The 18681-nt window shown below is 64.6% G+C and carries 15 protein-coding genes; 6 read left to right on the forward strand and 9 right to left on the reverse strand.

Features of this window, described 5'->3' with window-relative positions:
• Both IPP90_07525 and IPP90_07530 read right to left on the reverse strand, forming a co-directional pair.
• The coding region (locus IPP90_07525) for a serine/threonine protein kinase (GenBank protein MBL0170568.1) at nucleotides 1–762 on the reverse strand (762 nt) is incomplete at its 3' end.
• Complete coding sequence (locus IPP90_07530) at nucleotides 722–1312, reverse strand: protein kinase (GenBank protein MBL0170569.1); 591 nt, start codon at nucleotides 1310–1312, stop codon at nucleotides 722–724. The genes IPP90_07530 and IPP90_07525, both read right to left, overlap by 41 nt.
• 245 nt (nucleotides 1313–1557) lie before the next feature.
• Between IPP90_07530 and IPP90_07535 the strand changes: the two genes are divergently transcribed.
• The 5 genes from IPP90_07535 to IPP90_07555 all read left to right on the forward strand — a co-directional run bounded on the left by IPP90_07535 (nucleotide 1558) and on the right by IPP90_07555 (nucleotide 7544).
• Nucleotides 1558–4203, forward strand: a complete 2646-nt coding sequence (locus tag IPP90_07535) for a serine/threonine-protein kinase (protein ID MBL0170570.1) — start codon at nucleotides 1558–1560, stop codon at nucleotides 4201–4203.
• 135 nt (nucleotides 4204–4338) lie between these two features.
• On the forward strand, nucleotides 4339–4542 hold the full coding sequence (locus IPP90_07540) for a hypothetical protein (protein MBL0170571.1): 204 nt from the start codon (nucleotides 4339–4341) through the stop codon (nucleotides 4540–4542).
• A gap of 262 nt (nucleotides 4543–4804) precedes the next feature.
• Complete coding sequence (locus IPP90_07545) at nucleotides 4805–5167, forward strand: carboxypeptidase regulatory-like domain-containing protein (GenBank protein ID MBL0170572.1); 363 nt, start codon at nucleotides 4805–4807, stop codon at nucleotides 5165–5167.
• Nucleotides 5168–5174: 7 nt separating this feature from the next.
• A complete protein-coding gene (locus IPP90_07550; GenBank protein ID MBL0170573.1) occupies nucleotides 5175–5516 on the forward strand; it encodes a Uma2 family endonuclease in 342 nt (113 codons plus the stop codon).
• A gap of 171 nt (nucleotides 5517–5687) precedes the next feature.
• Nucleotides 5688–7544 (forward strand): hypothetical protein, encoded by a 1857-nt coding sequence (locus tag IPP90_07555; GenBank protein MBL0170574.1) that lies wholly within the window; start codon nucleotides 5688–5690, stop codon nucleotides 7542–7544.
• A 56-nt stretch (nucleotides 7545–7600) separates the two neighbouring features.
• On the opposite strand, the gene IPP90_07560 is transcribed toward IPP90_07555, so the two are convergent.
• The 7 genes from IPP90_07560 to IPP90_07590 form a co-directional block, all read right to left on the reverse strand.
• Entirely contained in the window at nucleotides 7601–7894 is a 294-nt protein-coding gene (locus IPP90_07560; GenBank protein ID MBL0170575.1) for a hypothetical protein, read from the reverse strand.
• Between the two features lie 321 nt (nucleotides 7895–8215).
• A complete protein-coding gene (locus tag IPP90_07565) occupies nucleotides 8216–10624 on the reverse strand; it encodes a protein kinase (protein ID MBL0170576.1) in 2409 nt (802 codons plus the stop codon).
• A 129-nt stretch (nucleotides 10625–10753) separates the two neighbouring features.
• Nucleotides 10754–12031 carry a redoxin domain-containing protein gene (locus IPP90_07570; GenBank protein ID MBL0170577.1) on the reverse strand — a complete coding sequence of 426 codons (1278 nt, stop codon included), beginning with the start codon at nucleotides 12029–12031 and terminating at the stop codon, nucleotides 10754–10756.
• Nucleotides 12032–12054: 23 nt separating this feature from the next.
• Nucleotides 12055–13974 carry a thioredoxin family protein gene (locus tag IPP90_07575; protein ID MBL0170578.1) on the reverse strand — a complete coding sequence of 640 codons (1920 nt, stop codon included), beginning with the start codon at nucleotides 13972–13974 and terminating at the stop codon, nucleotides 12055–12057.
• Complete coding sequence (locus IPP90_07580; protein ID MBL0170579.1) at nucleotides 13971–14459, reverse strand: c-type cytochrome; 489 nt, start codon at nucleotides 14457–14459, stop codon at nucleotides 13971–13973. Before IPP90_07580 ends, IPP90_07575 begins: the two co-directional genes overlap by 4 nt.
• Before the next feature lie 56 nt (nucleotides 14460–14515).
• Nucleotides 14516–16360, reverse strand: a complete 1845-nt coding sequence (locus IPP90_07585) for a PQQ-dependent dehydrogenase, methanol/ethanol family (GenBank protein ID MBL0170580.1) — start codon at nucleotides 16358–16360, stop codon at nucleotides 14516–14518.
• Nucleotides 16361–16801, reverse strand: coding sequence for a cupin domain-containing protein (locus IPP90_07590; protein MBL0170581.1), 441 nt, complete (start codon nucleotides 16799–16801; stop codon nucleotides 16361–16363).
• A 158-nt stretch (nucleotides 16802–16959) separates the two neighbouring features.
• On the opposite strand from IPP90_07590, the gene IPP90_07595 reads away from it, so the two are divergent.
• A complete protein-coding gene (locus IPP90_07595) occupies nucleotides 16960–18633 on the forward strand; it encodes a L,D-transpeptidase family protein (protein ID MBL0170582.1) in 1674 nt (557 codons plus the stop codon).
• Nucleotides 18634–18681: the final 48 nt, after the last annotated feature.

Below are 18681 nucleotides of genomic sequence, written 5' to 3' on the forward strand. Positions count from 1 at the left end.
GGCGTCGATCGTCGCGAGCGACGTGGAGTCGGCGAGCGCCACGTTCAGGTATGTGGGGATCGCCAGCTGGTCGCCCTGCCCCTCGTTGCCACGCCACGACCACGCGGCGACTGTCAAACCGGCGAGTCCGAAAGCCCAGCCCATCAGTCCCCAGCGGCCTGCCGCCGAGCGGGTCAACGCGCCGCCCGTCATCGTGCGCGACTGGTGGCCCGAGACGGCGTCAGCGAACGCCGGATTGACGAGCGCCTCACCAAACGCCTTCGCGCTGGCAAAGCGATCTGCCGGCAGTTTCTCCAACGACTTGGCCACTGCGGCCGCGACATTCGTCGGCACCGACTTGCGGTACATCGTCACCGGTTCGGCCGGCACGGTGATGATCTTCATGATGATCTGCTGCGCGTTCGCGCCGGTGAACGGCGCATTGCCCGTCAGCATTTCGTACAGCACGCTGCCAATCGAGTACACGTCACTGCGCGCCGTGATCTCCTTCTCGGCGGTGGCCTGCTCGGGGCTCATGTAGTGCGGCGTGCCGAGGCTCAGGCCCGTCTCTGTCATGCGCCCGCCAGCGGCCGCGCTTACCGCGAGGGCGATACCAAAATCCGCCACCATCGCGTGCCCGCCGTGCAGCAGGATGTTCTCGGGCTTCACATCGCGATGCACAATGCCGCGCGTGTGCGCGTAGTCGAGCGCGTCGGCCACTTCGCGCGCGATGCGCACTGCGTCATCTACGCTCAGCTGCGTTTCGCGATCGAGCTTTCGCACGCAATGTCTCGCCGTCGATGAACGGCATCACGTAAAACAAAAACCCATCGGCGGCACCGCTGTCGAACAGCGGTAGAATGTGCGGATGCTGCAGCGCCGCGGTGGTCTTGATTTCCTGCACAAACCGCTCGGCACCCAACACCGCGGCGAGTTCGGGCTTTAAGAGCTTGAGCGCGACCTGGCGGTCGTGCTTGAGGTCCTCGCACAGATACACGGTGGCCATGCCGCCTTCGCCGAGGTGGCGGAGGATGCGATAGCGGCCGTCGAGGGCGGTGTTGAGGCGGTCGGTCTGCTGGGTCACGGCCGCAACCCGATGCGCTTCAAGAACGCGAGGTAGCGCGGGGCGGAGTGCAAGGGTGTGAGGTAGGGGTTGTTTGGTATCCCGTTCAAGCCAAGCGGCCGTCGGCCCAGCGCGGTTTCTTTTGCCACGAACACGCGCGGCATCGCCGCCGCCGAGCTCGCGCTCGATGGTGTAGCTGCCGCTCAGGGTCGCTTGGAGCTGGTCGCGCAGGTCGGAGGTCGGAATCGAGGCACCGGTGAGGGGGACCACCCTATGGTAGCCGCTCGTGGCCGAGGCGGCCATAGCGCTGACTGCGTCTGAGCCGCCGCGGTATTCGCGGAGCGGCAAGGAACTGTGCTATGTCTCGACGCCTGTTCGCCGCATCGAAGGCATCACCACAATCACGCCACGCGAGTCATCCGCGTCCGGTTGCATTGCCGGGCGTGTCGGGCATGAGTGTGGCATATTGCCCATCATGCTCGCTGCCCTCGCGCCATGCCCCTGAAAACCACTCCATGAGCGATACGCTCGCACGCCTCACCGCCGCGCTGTCCGACCGCTACCGCGTCGACCGCGAACTTGGACAGGGCGGCATGGCCACGGTGTACCTCGCGCACGATCTCAAGCACGAGCGTGACGTCGCCATCAAAGTGCTGCACCCCGATCTCGGCGCCGCGCTCGGCAGCGAACGCTTCCTGAGCGAGATCCGCACCACCGCGCGCTTGCAGCATCCGCACATCCTTGGCTTGCTCGACAGCGGCGCGGCCGAGGGGCTGCTGTACTACGTCATGCCGTATGTGCGCGGCGAAACGCTGCGCGCACGGCTCGCGCGCGAAACGCAGCTGCCCGTGGCCGACGCCATCGCCATTGCCACCGCCGTGGCCGATGCCTTGGCCGACGCGCACGCCGCGGGCATCGTGCACCGCGACATCAAACCCGAAAACATCCTGCTGCAACAGTCGGCCAACGGCACGCATCCGTTGGTGGCCGACTTCGGCATCGCGCTCGCCGTGCAACAGGCCGGCGGCGCGCGCATGACGCAAACGGGGCTCTCGCTCGGCACCCCGCAGTACATGGCCCCCGAGCAGGCGATGGGCGACAAGGTCATCGACGCGCGGGCGGACATCTACGCGCTGGGCGCGGTGCTGTACGAGATGCTGGCGGGCGAACCGCCGTATACCGGCGCCAATGCGCAGGCGATTGTGGCGAAGCTGCTCACCGAAGCGCCGCGCGCACTTACGGTGCTGCGACCGGCGGTGCCGGAGCATGTGGAGGCCGCCGTGTTGATGGCGCTGCAGAAGCTGCCGGCCGATCGCTTTGCGACGATTCAGGCATTCAAGGCGGCGCTGCTGGGCGAACAAATCTCGCCGCGAGCAACGAGTGCGGCGCGCGGTGTACGCAATGCTCCCTCGTCGTCGCGTTGGCTGCCGTTCGCTGCGATGCTGATGGTGGTGGCAGGTGTTGGTGGGTGGTTCATTGGACGGCGGGCGAGCACCGCCGCGCCGGTACGACGCGTGGAGTTCGCCTTCAACGCAGGACCGCGCGCGTCCGCGAAGGCGTTGATCGCGATCGCCCCCGACGGGCACGCCGTGCTCCAATCCATCGTCGACTCGCTCAAGGGGCGCATCCTCGTTCAGCGGGCGATGGGGTCGACGGAGGTCGTACCCGTGCGGGGATCGGAGGGCGGCCTCGCGCCTGCGTATTCGCCCGATGGCCGGTGGATCCTGTATGTGGGCGATGGGAGCCTGTTCAAAATTCCCGTCGAAGGTGGCACGCGGACACTCATTGCCGATGTCGCGAGTACGGGGCTGATGGCGATCAGCCCGGACGGCTGGGTCTACTATTCGCGCATCGCCTCGGGCGGCCTCGCCCGCGTGCGCGAGACGGGCGGACCCACCGAGGACGTGACCACACCGAATCGGGCACGTAACGAATTCGGGCACTGGTTTCCCGTGCTGCTTCCCGGCGCCAAGGTGCTCCTCTACGCCGCGTACGCTTCGCCGTTCGAGCGCTCCAGCATCCAGGCGATTGAGCTGGCAACCGGCAAGGTCACCACGATCATCGAGAACGCGCTGTTCCCGCGCTACATCGAGCCGGGATACCTCCTGTTCAGTCGAAGCAATGCCATCTTCGCGGCCCCGTTCGACGCCGCGACGCTCAAGCTCCTCGGGCCGGCCGTGCCGGTGATCGACGACGTGTTCTCGTTGCGCACGGAAGGCTCCGTCGCCTACGATGTCTCGAACGCGGGAGACCTCGTCTACATCAAGGCGAGCCAGTTCGAGGAGCGCTCTCGCGTGGTGTGGGTGTCGCGCGATGGCACGCGCCGCGAGGCGTTTCCTGAGGTGGCGGGATGGGCCGATCCGCGCCTCTCCCCCGATGGGAACTGGATCGCGCTCACACGCTCCCAGCCCGAACCGTGGTCGCTCTGGCTGTTCGACCGGCAACGCAGCACGCTGAGCCAGCTTAGCGCATTCAAGAGCGCGGCGTTCGCCCCCGTGTGGGCACCCGACAGCAAGTCGATCCTGCACGCGCTCGAGACACCGGCGTATGACCTCGCTCGCACGTCGGTCGATGGCGCCAAGGTGGACACAATCCTGCGGAACGGACTCGACAAGCACCCGACGGGAGTTTCTCCCGACGGTCGCGTGCTGGTGTACAGCGAGTTGAATCCGGAGGAGGGCGCATGGACGATCGATCTCGGCACGCGCCAGCGCACCAGGGTCGATGCCACGCACGTTCGCCAGCTCGGTGGCGTGATCTCGCCGGACGGGCGCTGGCTGGCCCTCAGTGAGCGACAGGCGGACGCGCGCACGCAGGTCATCGTGCGCGAGCGCGCTGGCACGACGCGCTTGCAAGTTTCCATCGACGGCGGCGACCAACCACGCTTCACGCGTGGCGGTCGCGAGATCGTCTTTCGTCGTGGTCGCGACATGTACGCCGTGGACTTCAATCCTGCGAACGGGACCCTCGGCCGACCGGTGCGTCTCTTCTCGCTCACCACGACGGGTGGCAGCAACGACAGCCGCTCCACCGGCTACGACGTCACGCCCGACGGGTCGCAGTTCCTCATGGTCGAATCGGTGGATCGGCCCGATGCGCTGCCTACGCGCGTCATCCTCGGCTGGCGCGAAGAACTGATGCGGCGGGTGCCCCGCCCGTAAGCCGCGAAGCGCGCCGAGTAGACTCGGCGCGCCCGCCGAGCGTAGCTTTTGCATGTCGGGTGATGACGGAGCGCTGACAATGGCGCGTAGCGTTGTGACATGGCACGAACTCGATCTTCACGGCGGAGACACCACATGATCACCGCGCCCGATGGCATGACCGCCGAGCAGTTGGTCGGCTACACTGTCCCGGGCAAGCGCGTCGAGCTCGTGCGCGGACAGCTCGTGGTGCGCGAACCGGCGAGCTTTCGACATGGTGACGTTGGCCTCCGACTCGGCATTGCCTTGAGTATCCATCAGCGGAGGATCGGCGTTCCTGAGGGCACCACGCGCGACTGAGCACGCAGTGTCGGTTGCTCCATGCGTGCTCCTTCGTCGACTGGAGTGGGCCCTCGCGTTCTTCGACACTCCCCCACAATATGCGGACACACAAGCGCGTTTCCTCCGCCGAGGCACTGCCATGAAGCTCTCGCTCATCACGTTCGCGGTTCCGTTTTGCCTCGTTGCGACGATATCGATTGCTCGAGCCCAAGGCGCGCCGGCAAGGAAGCCCGCGCCAGCGAGCGCTGGCGTCGCGGCACCAGTGATACCGGGTGGCGCAGTGCTTTCCAGCGCTCTGGTTACGGTGACGCCGGTGGCTGGCGGTGCTGCTAAGTCTGCGTCAATTGCGGACAACGGCGCGTTTGCGCTGACGGGTCTCGCACCGGGTCGCTATCGCATTGCGCTCACCACTCCAAAGCAGACGCAGGGCGCCACGTTCGGTGAAAAGGTGAATCAAGGGCTGCACGCCGCCGGATCGGCTGTCGCTCAGGGTGCAAAGATCAATCCGAACAGCATGCCTTCGCGCATCTCTATGAACGTGACTATTGCGCGCAAGAGTCTTGTCCTCGAGATAGACGGCGCGCCTGTGGAGATCGAGGTTGGTGCTGATGGGAAACTGACGGGGCAGGTTACGGCGAAGTAGCGTAGCACTGGCACGCAATCCGGACACCGTACGGGCCCCCGATCTCGCCTACGTCTCACGGGAGCGCCACCCCGTTCGTATGCCCGATGGTTTTCCGCCGTTCGCCCCAGACATCGCGGTCGAAGTGCGGTCACCTGGTGATAGAGCCGGCGCCGTGATCGCCAAAGTCAGCGACTGGCTCGAGGCGGGCACGCTACTGGTGTGGAGCGTCGATCCCGAGCGCGAGCAGGTGGTGGTCTATCGCGTCGATGGCAGCGTGTCGGTTCTCGGAGTGAGTGATACGCTCCTCGGCGACACCGTGTTGCCAGGCTTTGCGATGGCGCTCGCGGTGTTGTTCGCAGACGACTGACCGCGCGGAATCGTGGCGGTCGTGGCCACCGCGCGGTACCGTTACCGAATCCTGCGTTACGGTTCGACCCTCCGTCTCTGGCCTGACCCTGCACGAAATCCCCTTCCTCGGGACACTCACGTTGGCACTCGCTCAGTTGCAGCAACCACCCTCGCGTTCAACGGAGACTGAATGAAGGGCATGCTCATGTCGTGGTTGTCGTCGCTTGGTGTGGGAGTGGTCACCGCGATCGTGGGTGCCCTCTTTGGCGGATGGATCGCTACCCTTGCCGTGACGTGGCAGAAGATCCCAAGTCGTGAAGGCGCGTCGGGGTACTTTGTCTTCTACTGCGGGATCGCCGCGGCCGTTGGGGGAATGATGGTTGGCCTCGTGATCAGTCGGTGGCTCGCCCAAGCGGGCGACGTGCCGATGCTGCGCGCGTTGGCCGTCGCGACCCTGACGCACGTCGCACTCATTGGCGTGATCGGTGGCGTGACGCGGCTGCTGTCGCATGTGCCGCCCACGTTCGAGGGCGAGAAGCTGCTGTTGGCCGTCGAACTGTCATGGCCTGAGGCACAGGCGCCGCAGATTCCTTCCGGCGACGCGCCTCCGCATCTGGCGCTCGCGATTGGTGGCGCGGCCACGGTACTCGATTCGCGGGGGGGCATGCTGTGGGCAGACGACGCGCGACGCGAGAATGGACGCTACGTCCTGCCGGGCATCGTGGAAATCTGGACCGAGCGCAAGGCGCGCATGCTGACGGTGAACACCGGCACGTTAGGCACGGATGCGGCGACGTTCGAGGTACCGCTACCCGCGCGCCCCGGCCGCGCACAGCGTGCGTGGAGCGAATGGCTGCCGGTCAATGCACACGACCTCCGCTATCGATTTCGCGTCGTCAAGCGCAACGAGCCGGCGCGTACGCAGGTTGTGGGTCCGTTTACGATTGGCACGTTGGTAGAGTCCATCGATGTGTCGTACACCGAGAACGCGGGCGTGTGGCTTACCGCCAACACCTCCTTTCTCGTGACCTACAATGGCGCTCCAGTCCACATTTCCGGGCCTGTCGCCGAGCGCGATTTCTTTGATGCGGATCGGGAGTCGCGCGATTCCATTGAGCGGTACGAGCGCATCAGCGCGGTCGCCGTCGTTCCCGGCGCAACCCCTGCACTTGTCGTGCAGGTGGATGCGTCGTTCGGCAGCGGATACACCTACGTGGTTCAGTCAACGAGTGCGGGTGTCCGTTTCTCGTACTTGAGTCACTGCGGTTCCGGCGATGAGCTCGCGTATCGCTTGGCGTCAGGTGACACGACGACGATGCCGCACGCCGACACGCGAATGTACGGGTTGCTCGATGAACAGCGATTCCACACACCCGGTCTCTACATAACGGCCAGCGCAGTGCTCGACACGCGCACACTCAACGTGCACCGCGTTCCGCTCGTGCGTCCCGTACACGACCTGGATAAGAAGCAGCCGCTCAGCCTGTCGCCCGATGAGCAACGGTACGTGCGGATTACACGCGACGACTCGCTGCCTGTGCTGCACGAGATGACCATCGCCACTGGAGCAACCCGGTCCGTGCCGTTGCGGTTTGCTTCGTCACCGACTGGTAACTACGTCGACGTGGATGGCGCGTGGTTCGATCACTATTTCGCCTGGGAGCCGGATGCCGCTGGCGCACTGCGTGTGACCGCGCGGCCCAATGCGGATGTGATGCCACACCGCGGCACCCTCATGGAAAAAACCAGCACGCGTGAATACCACATCAATGAGGCAAAGGCCGAGCTGCATGAAGCACTGATCGCCTTTCTGGAAACCACCATGAACGGCACACGTGGTCGGCAGGAGAACAGTGATGGAAATCGGTATACCGACGTGGTGATCGGTAGCGACACGGTGACGGTGTCGCACAGCGAGACGCGGGTGGTCGTCTTTGTCGGCGCAGGTGCCAAGAGCCTGATCGTAGCCACGATCGCCAGAAAGTTCGACGCCGCGTTGGCCACGAGGCGATACGACACGCTTTTTGAAAAGGCGGCGACGCCGTGAAGTTCTATGGTAGGCCGTTCTGCCGGCGCGGCGTTGGCGAATGCGCCGCCGGCCGGTCAGGGGCTTAGTACGATGGCCGCCATTGTGCGACCGAGGATGCTGAACACCGATTCGAAGCGACCCTTCGCCTTGGTCTTCGCGCCTTGGCGAGGAACACCCTGACCCTTGGCAATGACGTAGATCTTTCCTGTTCCGTCATCGATCTCGTACGCGCCTGTTCCGAGCACGCCGACACTCTGGGTCACGGTGCCTTGGACGCGCACCGTCTTGCCGTCGTACTCCTGCGGCTTGTCCAGCAGGTCTTTGATGTGAATCGCCCGTGAGCATGCGCTCAATCCGACGAGTACCATGCCCAGTATCAAGGTCGTTCGAGCGCGGCGTGCGAAACCCTGTGTCATGTTGCCCCCTTGCCGAGTCTGTGTGACGTGATCCATCGCGTGAAAGTTGTCTGCGAAGCTCGTACGGCCTGCATCCAACGGCAAGTGTAAAACCCCGGTTCTCGACGCGCGGTCCCCGGTTTCCTCGATGGCGGTGGTCAAGACGGTTCGGGGAGAGAGACTACCTTGGGTATCTGTGTCTTCGAGGAGTCATCGCCAACGAATGGTAACGTTTCGTCGCTCGCCACGGCGAGTGCTGACGACGCTGCAGGACGCTGGTGAAGGGCAGGCCCACTACGATCTGGGTTGCGACCCGATGGTCACCGGCTTGAGTCCCATCTGTTTGAGAATGCGCTGAAAGTGCGGTTCCTGCTTATGCGCCGTGAATGGGTGGTTCCAGTAGCCGAGGAACACCGCGAATCCGGAGTGATCGCGCTGGCCCCTGTCGAGCCACCGGTACATCATCGTGGTGTCGCCCAACTCCGCGGCGGCGGCGGCAATGAACTCGGGCCCGATGTACGTCTTCCCGAACGCCTGCTCAACGAGCTTCAACTGCGCTCGTGCTTCAGCCGTGCGCCCCAGGCGCGCCAGTGCGGCCACGCGCAGCGGCGATGGATATCCGAGTGCCCCTTCGCCTTCCCGAAACGCCCGTTCGGCGTCGGCGTTTCGGTCGAGCGCAAGCATCGCGATCCCTTCCCCCACATCGCCATACGTACCGTACCGCAAAGGGTCTGGCAGGCGCTGCCAGACCGCCTGCGTCGAGTCGCGCATGCCAGCAACGCTGTAGATGAAGAATCGCGCCCACTGCGGATAGGGTGACAGCGGGTCGCTGCGTTGCGCCGTGTCGAGCGTTGCCAAGGCACCCGGGCCATCGCCGCCGGCCCCCCGAGCGAGGGCCAAGGCGAACAGCGCCGCGAAGTTCGAGGGCTCGATGGCGCGAGCGCGCGCCGCATCCGATCGCACCTTAGGCCAGTCCCAGATCCAGTTGGCAGTCAGCAGCGATTGCGTCGCCCAATAGTCGCCGCGTGAGCTATCGATGCCGGCTGCCGTAGCGAGGATCGCTTGCACTCGCGGCAGAACCGTCCGCGGCGATTCGTACCCATCCCCGACCGACAACAACACCTGCACCTTTCCCAGATGCGCATCGAGATAGCGCGGGGCAAGCGCCAGCGCGCTGTCGTAGAACGCGATGGCCGCCGTCGACCCTGCCTGCGTTAACTGGTTGCCGAAGAACCGGCCGCGGAGCGCGTAATCGTGTGCCTGCGCAGACACGGACGCATCGGTCGCTTCGCCAGCCGCGATGGCGCGCGGTGCGAGCTGAAAGCGCGCGATGATGGAATCCACCATGGCGCGCTGAAGCGCGAAGGCGTCGGCCGTTCGACTGTCCTTCGTTGTGAACGACCACATCACCGAGTCGTTGGTCGCGCTCGCGAGTTCGGCCGTTACGCGAAACTGTTCACCCAGTCGACGCACCTGCCCGGACAGCACCGTCGCGACGTGCGCCACCTTTCCCACTTCGCCAGGCGTTGGGTGTTTACCCTTGTACGCGAACGCGGTGTTGCGTCCGGTCACGCGCAGGCCGGCCGCCGCCAGTCGCCCAATGAGCTCATCGGTCAGACCGTCGGCGAAATATTCCTGCGCCGTGTCGCGCGAGGCGTTCTCGAACGGCAACACGATCACCGAACGTTCCAGCGCGACGGCGCTCGACGTGCCGCGCCGTGCAAGCCACGCCATGGCAACGACCGCCAGCACAGCAATCGCCGCAACGCTCGTGCGAACGGCGGTCTTTGAACGACTGTTTGACGTGATCGCGGTGGCTGACGCGTGCGCCGCCACGGGCTGGTGTCCGAGCGACTCCAGCGCGGTCAACAATTCACCCGCTGACTGTGGGCGACGTGCCGGATCCTTCTCGAGCGTGCGCATCACCAGTGCGCTCAGCGCAGCTGGCACCTGTGCGTTCACTGCGTGCAACGCTTTCGGCGTATCACTCACGTGCGCCGCAATGAGCGCGTGGGTGGTGGTGCGGTCGGCAAACATGTGCGCGCCGCTCAGCAGTTCGTACGCAATCACGCCCCACGCATACAGATCGGCGCGGTGGTCGGTACTGGGATCGCTGAGCGCTTGCTCTGGCGCCATGTAGGCCGGCGTCCCGAGTGACATGCCCGCCTGCGTCAATGCGCCGGACGCCGCGCCATCCTGCGTGCGCGACGCGCTCATCGCCTTCGCAATGCCGAAGTCGGTCACCACGGCCGCGCCACCCGAGAGCAGGATGTTCTCCGGCTTGATGTCGCGATGCACGACACCTTCCGCATGCGCATACGCCAGTGCGCGCGCCATGTCACGCAGTATACCCGTTGACTCGCCAATGGCGAGTCGCTGACCGTTCGCCATGCGCGCACGCAGTGACTCGCCCTTCACGAACGGCATCGTGTAGTACGGAATACCGTTCGCCGTGCCCGCCATGAGCACGGGTACGATGTTCGCCTGCTGCAGGCGCGCGGCCAATTTCACTTCGCGCGTAAACCGCTCCGCGCTTACTCCTTCGGCCAGGTCTGCCGTGATGACTGTGATGACGACGTCGCGACCGAGCGCTTCATCGCGCGCCACGAACACGCGCGACATGCCGCCCCCGCCGAGTTCGCGTTGCAACGCGTAGGCGGCGCCGAAGTTCGCTTGCAGTTGCTCGCGGAGGTGATCACTCACAGCACGACACCCAGGTTAGTTGAGTCAGCAATGGCGTTGAGTCTTTGAATCACCAGCGTCCTTGAACGTCATGGTGCTGCGTCGGCATAGTGCCTACGATTCAGGGGCAGCCGAGCCTGCCGACGTCGACTACGGTTCCGCCTGCAGCCTCTCAATGAACGCCTTGAATCGCGCCGTATTGCCGTGGTCCCAGCCCACCACAATCTGCCGAATGACCCCTTTCTTGTCGACGATGACAATCTGCGGAATGCCGCCCACCTGATACCGTCCGTCGTTCGACGCCGCACGTTGCGCCGGGGTGAACTCCGGCGCATACGACCGCGCAATGGCAATGCGAAACGGCAGCCCATGGTGTTCGGCGTAGTACGTGCGATCGGCCGCCACTTCCTCGGCGGCACTCAGGTTCTTTGCCGTGCCGAGATAGCCGTACAGGTCGGTCACAAAGATCGTTTCGTAGTTCGTCGACCCGAAGTATTTCGACAACTCGAGCATGCCCGGATAACTGTTGCGACACGGTGCGCACCAATGCGCGGTGAACTGCACCAGGGTCACTTTGCCGTTGCCAACGTCCGCTGCGCCGGGTTGATCGGGCGCGTTCAGCCAGTGCTCGCCAACCACCGGCGTGGCCTTGGTGCCCACCAGCATGTACCGCGCACGCATGGCTCCCAACGATTCCTTCACGTTCGCCGCCGCCCCCAATTCCTTCTCGGCGTCGTCGAGAATCATCAACGCCGAATCGGGGTGGAGATAGTCGGCCGCCGTTCGGGCCAGTGACTCATACGCCTGCAGAATGGATTGCGTGTTCTTCGTGCGCCGTCCCAATTCGCGCACTATCGTCGCGTGATAGCGAATGCCGTCATCATGATCGGCGTACTCGTACTGCCCCAGCATGGTGCTGTGCGCGCGCAGCTTGAGCTCCACCAAAGAGTCGGGGAATGCGTCCACGAGTTTCACGAGTTCTTCCGCGCGCACCACATATCCGGCGAATGCATCGGCGGCGCGATTGGCCATGCTGATGGCCTGCAGGTACGCCGATCCGCGCTCGCGCGGAGCAACGCCGGGCGCAGACAGTCCGCGTTCCACGGCGCGACGGGCGTTTGCGGTATCGCCCACAAACGTGTAGAGCGCACCGAGTGCGGCCAGTTCACCTGGCGCAATAGTCGTCACGGAGAACTGCGCGGCGCACGCGGTAGCCAGCTGCTGTGATTGCGCGCGCAGCGGCGAATAGCTGGTGTTGGTGAGCGCGCCCTGCGTACGCAATTCGGCAACGCGCTGATTGAGCCAGTCGTTGGCCTGTTGGGTGCACGCGCCGGGTGTCTTGCCTGGCAGTGGCGGCGGCGACTGTGCCCAAGCGGAGTTCGCGAAGGCCACGAGCAATGCGGCGAGCGTTGCGTGTGTGAGGGCCATGGCTCCTTCAGGATGGCGAGGGTTCAGGGCAACTTCGCGGCGTCACTCAGGAAACGCGTGAACTCGTTGGTATCGCGGGTCATGCCGAGGAACGTGGCGCGCGTCGCACCGTTGGCATCAACAATGGCGTAGAGCGGGAGTGCGACGGTCTTGAACTGCTGCAGTTCGAATCGCTGTTGCCGCAGGAACGGTTCGCCTTTACCATCGGTGAACAACCGTACGCGAACAAATCGATCGAGCGCAGTGCGCACCGCCAAGCGGGGGAACATGTTCGCTTCCATCCACCGACAGTTGGTACAGGTATAGCCCGTGAAATCAATCAGCACCAGACGCCGATCATGACGCGCCTGTTCCAGAGCGCCAGAATAGTCGTTGAGCAGCCACGACAGTTCGTTCGTACCCGATACGCCGCTGGAACTGGCGCCGGCCGGCGGGAGGAATGATTCCATTTCGCCCAGCCGCGCGCCACGCAACCCCGTGGCCAGCCACGCCGTAACTGCCAACGCCATGCCGGCAGGAATCAGGTAGCGCTGAGCCGGCATGGAGGTTGGTGTGCGATACCGAATGCCAACCAGATACAACACCAGCATCACACCCAGCGACACCCAGATAGCCAGCACCACGTTGCGCGTGAACACACCCCATCCCTGCACCAAGTCAGCGTTGGACAGGAACTTGGTCGCGGCGGCCAGTTCGATGAACGCCAGTGCGCCCTTCATCGTTTGCATCCACGTGCCACTGCGGGGCAACTTGGCCAATGCGCGAGGCACCAATGCCAGAACAAAGAACGGCAACGCCAACACCGATGAAAACACCACGAGCCCCGCGGCCGGCCAGCGCCAATCGCCCTGCGCCGCCGACACCAGCAGCGTGCCAACGAAGGGCGCCGTGCAGGTGAGCGTGGTGACAGCGAACGTGGCGCCCATCAGCAACGTCGTGCCGGCGCGACCCAATCGGTTGCCACGCGCCTGACGGTCCAGCCAATTCAGCGCGCCGCTTGGTAGCGCGATGTGCAGCACGTCAAAGAGGCTCAGGGCGAATGCCACAAACACCAGCGCGATGGCCAGATTGAGCCACGGATTCGCCGCGAAGCGATTGAGTCCACCCACGCCCACCACCAGCGCCGCGCCCAGTCCAAGCCCGGAGAACGCGCCAACTATGCCGCCCGCATACAGGAACGCGCTGCCCACCGTGCTCGCCCGCGATTCGTTTGATCGCTGACTGAAATACGACACGGTAATGGGCACCATGGGGAATACGCATGGCGTGAGCAGCGACAGTGCACCCATGGTGGCGGCGAGCCAGAGGAAGAGGGCCAACGAACTGTTGGATTGGGTTTTCGAGACGGGAGATGGGAGACGGGAGACGGGAGACGCTTCGGCGGCGGGAGGCGGGGCCGCCTGCCGGGCTGGTGTCGTACTCGGCGGTGTTGAGGGCGGCGCAGCCGCCGCGATCACCGCCTGGCCGGCTACGGTGAGCGCCAGTGACAACGTGTCTTCAGTGGGCGGCAGGCAGTAGCGCGCGGTGCACGTTTGATACGCGGCGATGACGTGCAGCGTCTGCGCACCCTGCCCTGCGGTTGCGGCGACGCGCACCGGCACGCGAAACGTCGCGCTGTCCTCGTACCACTCGGTGATGATGCCGAAATTGGGATCGGGGGTGAGATTGGGCACGGGCGAGCCGAGTGCGCCTTCAATGCGGAAGAGTGTGCGTGGCGCCACGGTGAATGACGTGGGCACTGGACCGCCGGCAGGCTGCGTGATGCTGTATAGGTGCCAACCGCTGGGAATGCTGGCGCTCACCAGCACAGAGAGCCTGGCGCCGGGTCGAACGTTTGCGTTTGCGTTCGCGGCTCGCACAGTGAACGTGATGGGATGCTCTTGCGCGTGCGCCGACAACGCGATGGCCAGCGACGCCAAGGCACCCGTAATCAGCGATCTCAATGCCCCGTCCGCTCGACCGTCCGTCCCGTGAAGTTTTCCGTGCTCACGTCGCGTCCGCCGTTCAGCGACCGCACGTAGGCCACCAGCATCCAGATCTGGTCGTTCGCGATGCGTCCGCCCCAGGCGGGCATCCCCTCGGGACGACCTTGATAGATGGACTCGAAAACCTCACCGTCGCGTCCACCAAAATGCCAACGGCCGTCAGCGAGACTGGGACCCATCGATCCACTGCCCTCGGCACCATGACAATCGATGCAGTTGTAGGCGATGTACAGTTTCGCACCGGTGGCCAGCGCTTTCGCATCGTGTTCGAATGGATTGGTCAGCGCGAGGGGTACGCCCACCGTGGGCCAACCTATGGGGTATGTCTCAGGATGCTCGACAAACCGAATCGTGTCCGACGCCGCATCGCGTGAAGTCGGCGCATCCGCGGCGTCGGCAACGCCCGAGCCGCTAACCCAGAACGCCAGAGCACACGCCGCCATGACCAGAAGGGTTGCCGTGCGCGCGGACCGTCGAAATCGTGTCGAAGACTCACGCATCATTGCGGTATCGCGAACACAAACAGTTCGCCTCCCCAGCTGGTCCACTTCGCAAGTTCCGGCAGGGTGTTGCCGCGCTCGCGCACATCGTACGGCAGATTGGCCGCCACATCGCCGGCAATCAACAGCCCCATGTCACCGCCAATGCCGGCATACACAGCCACATACTGTCGGCCATCGGGACCACGATAGGTGATGGGATTGCCCACCACGCCCGAGCCCACTTTGAACTGCCACAACGGGGCGCCGGTACGCGCGTCAACCGCCTTGAAAAACCCGTCCAATGTTCCGTAAAACGCCACGCCGCCTTTTGTCACCAGCACGCCACTCCACAGCGGGAATGGCTCCTTGATGCCCCATACTTTCTTGCCGGTGCTGGCGTCCCAGGCAATGAACTCACCGCCAAATCCGCCCGCGCCTTGCTTCTCCGGCGCATCGGCACCGATGTACGGTGTGCCCGGGATATAGGTGACCGCCCGCGCCTTGAAGTCCATGCACAAGTTCACGGTGGGCACGTAGAACAGCCCCGTTTGCGGCGAGAACGCCGCAGGCTGCTGATTCTTGCCACCCTCCAGACTGGGACAGATGTCCTTCACCAGTTTGCCTTCGCCGGTGAGCTTCTCCGGATTCACGATCGGGCGCCCGCTCTTGAGATCAATGCCTTTCGCCCAGTTCGTCGTCACGAACGGCTCGGCCACCAGCACTTCGCCTGTCGCGCGATCAATCGTATAGGCGAATCCATTGCGGTCGAAATGCACCAACGCTTTGCGCGGCGTACCGCGTACAGGAATGTCAACAAGAATGTTCTCGTTGACCGCATCGTAGTCCCACATGTCGTGCGGCGTCACCTGAAACGTCCAACGCACTTTCCCGCTGTCGGCATCACGCGCAATGATCGTGCATGTCCACTTGTTGTCGCCCGTGCGCATCCCTTCGTTCCACGGTCCTGGATTCGACGTGCCGTAGTAGATGAGATTGAGCGCCGGGTCGAATGACACCCAGCCCCACGACACGCCGCCACCAACCTTCCACGTGTCGCCGGGCCACGAGGTCTTGCCCAGGTCCACACCCTTGTCCTGCGCATAGAACGGTGTGAATGACGCGTCGATCAACACGTCCTTGTCGGGGCCCACGTTGTAGCCCTTCCACAGCACCTTGCCTGTTTTGAGATCGATGGCACCAAGCCATCCACGCACACCCATCTCACCGCCGCTCGACCCGACAATCACTTTTCCCTTCACCACAATCGGCGCCATGGTGATGGTTTCGCCGAGTGCGAGATCGCCCATTTGTGTGCGCCACCGCTGCACCCCGGTGGCCGCGTCCACGGCCACGGTGTGGCCATCCAGCAGATTGTACACCAGGAGTCCATCGGCGAACGCCGCGCCGCGATTCACCACATCACAGCAGGCGCGTCCAGCCGCCGCTTGCGCGTTCTCCGGACGGAAACGCCACTTGAGCGGCTGACCAGGCGCTGCGAGATCGATCGCGTATGCGACATTGGGATACGGCGTGATCACGTACATCGTGCTGTCAATCACCAGCGGCTGTCCTTCGTGACCGCGCAACACACCGGTCGACATCGCCCAGGCAACCTGCAGCTGCTTCACGTTGGCCGACGTGATGTCGTCCAGCTCGGCGAAGCGCGAGTTCGAATAGTCGCCGCCGGGCATCGGCCAGTCGCCCGCCGGACCGGGACGCGGGACCGCGATGTGCGCATTGGCGACGATCGGGACGGTGGCAGTGGTCGCGCTGGCAGGCGCATTGGCGTCGGTTCCTCGGGAACACGCGGCAACGGCCGTCGCGCCCAGAAACCCGGCCATGATGATCGGCAGACGGGGCATCTACGGCGCCTTCGGACGGCGCGAACTCGGAAAGTCCACGATATGCTCCCACTCGCTGGCATCCGACCGCGCCACCACAGCCAGCACGGGTTCGGAATCGCTCAGGTTGCACACCTCGTGCGGGATGCCGGGCTCGATGAAGATGAAATCGCCCGCGGTATTGTCCACGCGATGCTCGAGTGATTGGCCGTATTCATGGCGCACGTTCCCCTGCAGGATGTACAGCATCACCTCGAAGTCGACATGGATGTGCGCATAGGCCACGCCTCCCGGCGGAATAGTCGCCATGTTCATCGACAGCTTGGTCGCATTGACGTTCTTGGCGGACAGCCCTGTCTTGTATTGGATCCCGTTCCAGCCGCGCGTGATCCCGCTGCCGCGCAGCACGAAGATGCCGTCAGTGCCTTCAATGGGCGTGCGGAGGTCCGGTGTCTGATCCATGGCAGAAAGGGCGAGGGTAGGCGGGCTGATCCCGCTGAGAATGTACAGCGCGAGGAGCCCCTCCGTGCCGGGTCAAATCGAGGCGCGTCCGCTTAGATTTCCATGGACAAGAGTCTCCCTCGCTGTCCTGCAGGCATTTGTCGCGAAGGTTTCTGACCATGTCAAAATTGGCGTCCGCTGCACTCGCGCTCGGTGCGTGGTATCTGGCGACAGCCGCGTCGGTGCATGCTCAATTTCCGTCGTCCGCCGAGCGCACCGCGTCGGCCGTGCTCCGCGATCTGGTGACGGCCCGATACAATCCCTCGCAGCGATGGCCCAAGCTTGTGGATGTGGCCCCTGACCTGCAAACGGCCTACGATTCGGCGGGATGGATGCCGCTCTGGAGCCGCGACGGGCAGCCCACGGCACAGGCCCGCGCGGCGATTGCGGAGTTGCAGGCCATCGAAACGCGTGGTCTGGATCCCGCCGACTACGATGGCGCCCGCTTGCAACAGCGTGCCGATGCGCCAGGTGCGCGCCCCCTGATGACGGCCGACGCCGTTGCGGATTTCGACGTCATGCTGAGCAGTGGTACCCTGCGTGCGCTCAGGGCCTCGCGGCAAGGGCGCGTCTCGGCGGCGGCGGCCAACGTGCGACTGCAGGCGCCGGAACCTCCGTTTCGCGCGGCGTGGGCGCTGCGTGCGATGGCCGTCTCCGCGAACCCGTCGCGACTTTTCGACGAGGCTGAGCCGCCATATCAACACTACCAACTGCTCAAGCAGGCGCTGGCGCGCTATCGGACCCTGGCACGCGATACGTCGCTCTCACCCGTTCCGCTGAAACGCCCGCTCCATCCCGACTCAGCCGACGGCGGCGTTCCGCAACTGCGCCGCCTCCTCGTCGCGCTCGGCGACCTCCCGTTGTCGGCCGCGCGCCAGAATGGTCTCGACTCGCTGCGCTTCGACAGCGTGCTGGTGCAGAGCGTACAAGTGTTTCAGCGCCGCCATGGCCTCGTCCCCGACGGCATCGTCGGCTCGGCCACACTTGCGCGCATCAATGTGCCGGCCAGCGCGCGTGTGGCACAGATCATCGTGACGCTCGACCGCTGGCGATGGCTGCCTCACGTGTTCGACGCGCCACCGATCTTCGTCAACGTGCCCGCCTTCACGCTGCACGCGTTCACGACGGTTGTCGATCGCGAGGCTGAGGTTCTCAGCATGGACGTGGTGGTCGGCCGGGCGTACAACCACAAGACGCCGCTGTTCAGCGGCACCATGGAGCGCCTGGTGTTCTCGCCGTACTGGGACGTGCCGCCCAGCATCGCCCGCAAGGAGCTGTTGCCGTTGGCGCGTCGTGATGCCGACTACCTGGCACGCAATCACTACGAGATCCTGAGTACCGGGGAACAGGCCCTCCCCACGTCCGCGCTCGACGCCGTGGCCGCTGGGCACGCGCGTATCCGGCAGCGACCGGGCCCCGATAATGCGCTGGGCGGGGTCAAATTCGCCTTTCCGAATGCGTTCAACGTGTACCTGCATGACACGCCGGCGCAGACGCTGTTTTCGCGAACTCGCCGCGATCTCAGCCACGGATGCATACGTCTCGCCGAGCCGGTTCGCCTGGCCCAACTGGTGTTGCGCGATCAGCCCGAATGGGATGATGTCGCGATTGCGGAGGCCATGCAGCACACCGCGCCGCGCGTCGTCGAACTGCGCACGCGTGTGCCGGTATATGTGCTCTACGGCACGGCCGTCGCCCGCGAGGACGGGACCGTCATGTTCTACGACGACATCTACGGTCTTGATCGATCGCTTTCGCGTCTGCTCGCCGTTGGATACCCGTACCCACATTGACGCACTCGGCCCCGGTCGGCATTCTATCGCTCCCCCTTTTGGAGCTGT

Source organism: Gemmatimonadaceae bacterium, from assembly GCA_016720905.1.
Classification (GTDB): domain Bacteria; phylum Gemmatimonadota; class Gemmatimonadetes; order Gemmatimonadales; family Gemmatimonadaceae; genus Gemmatimonas.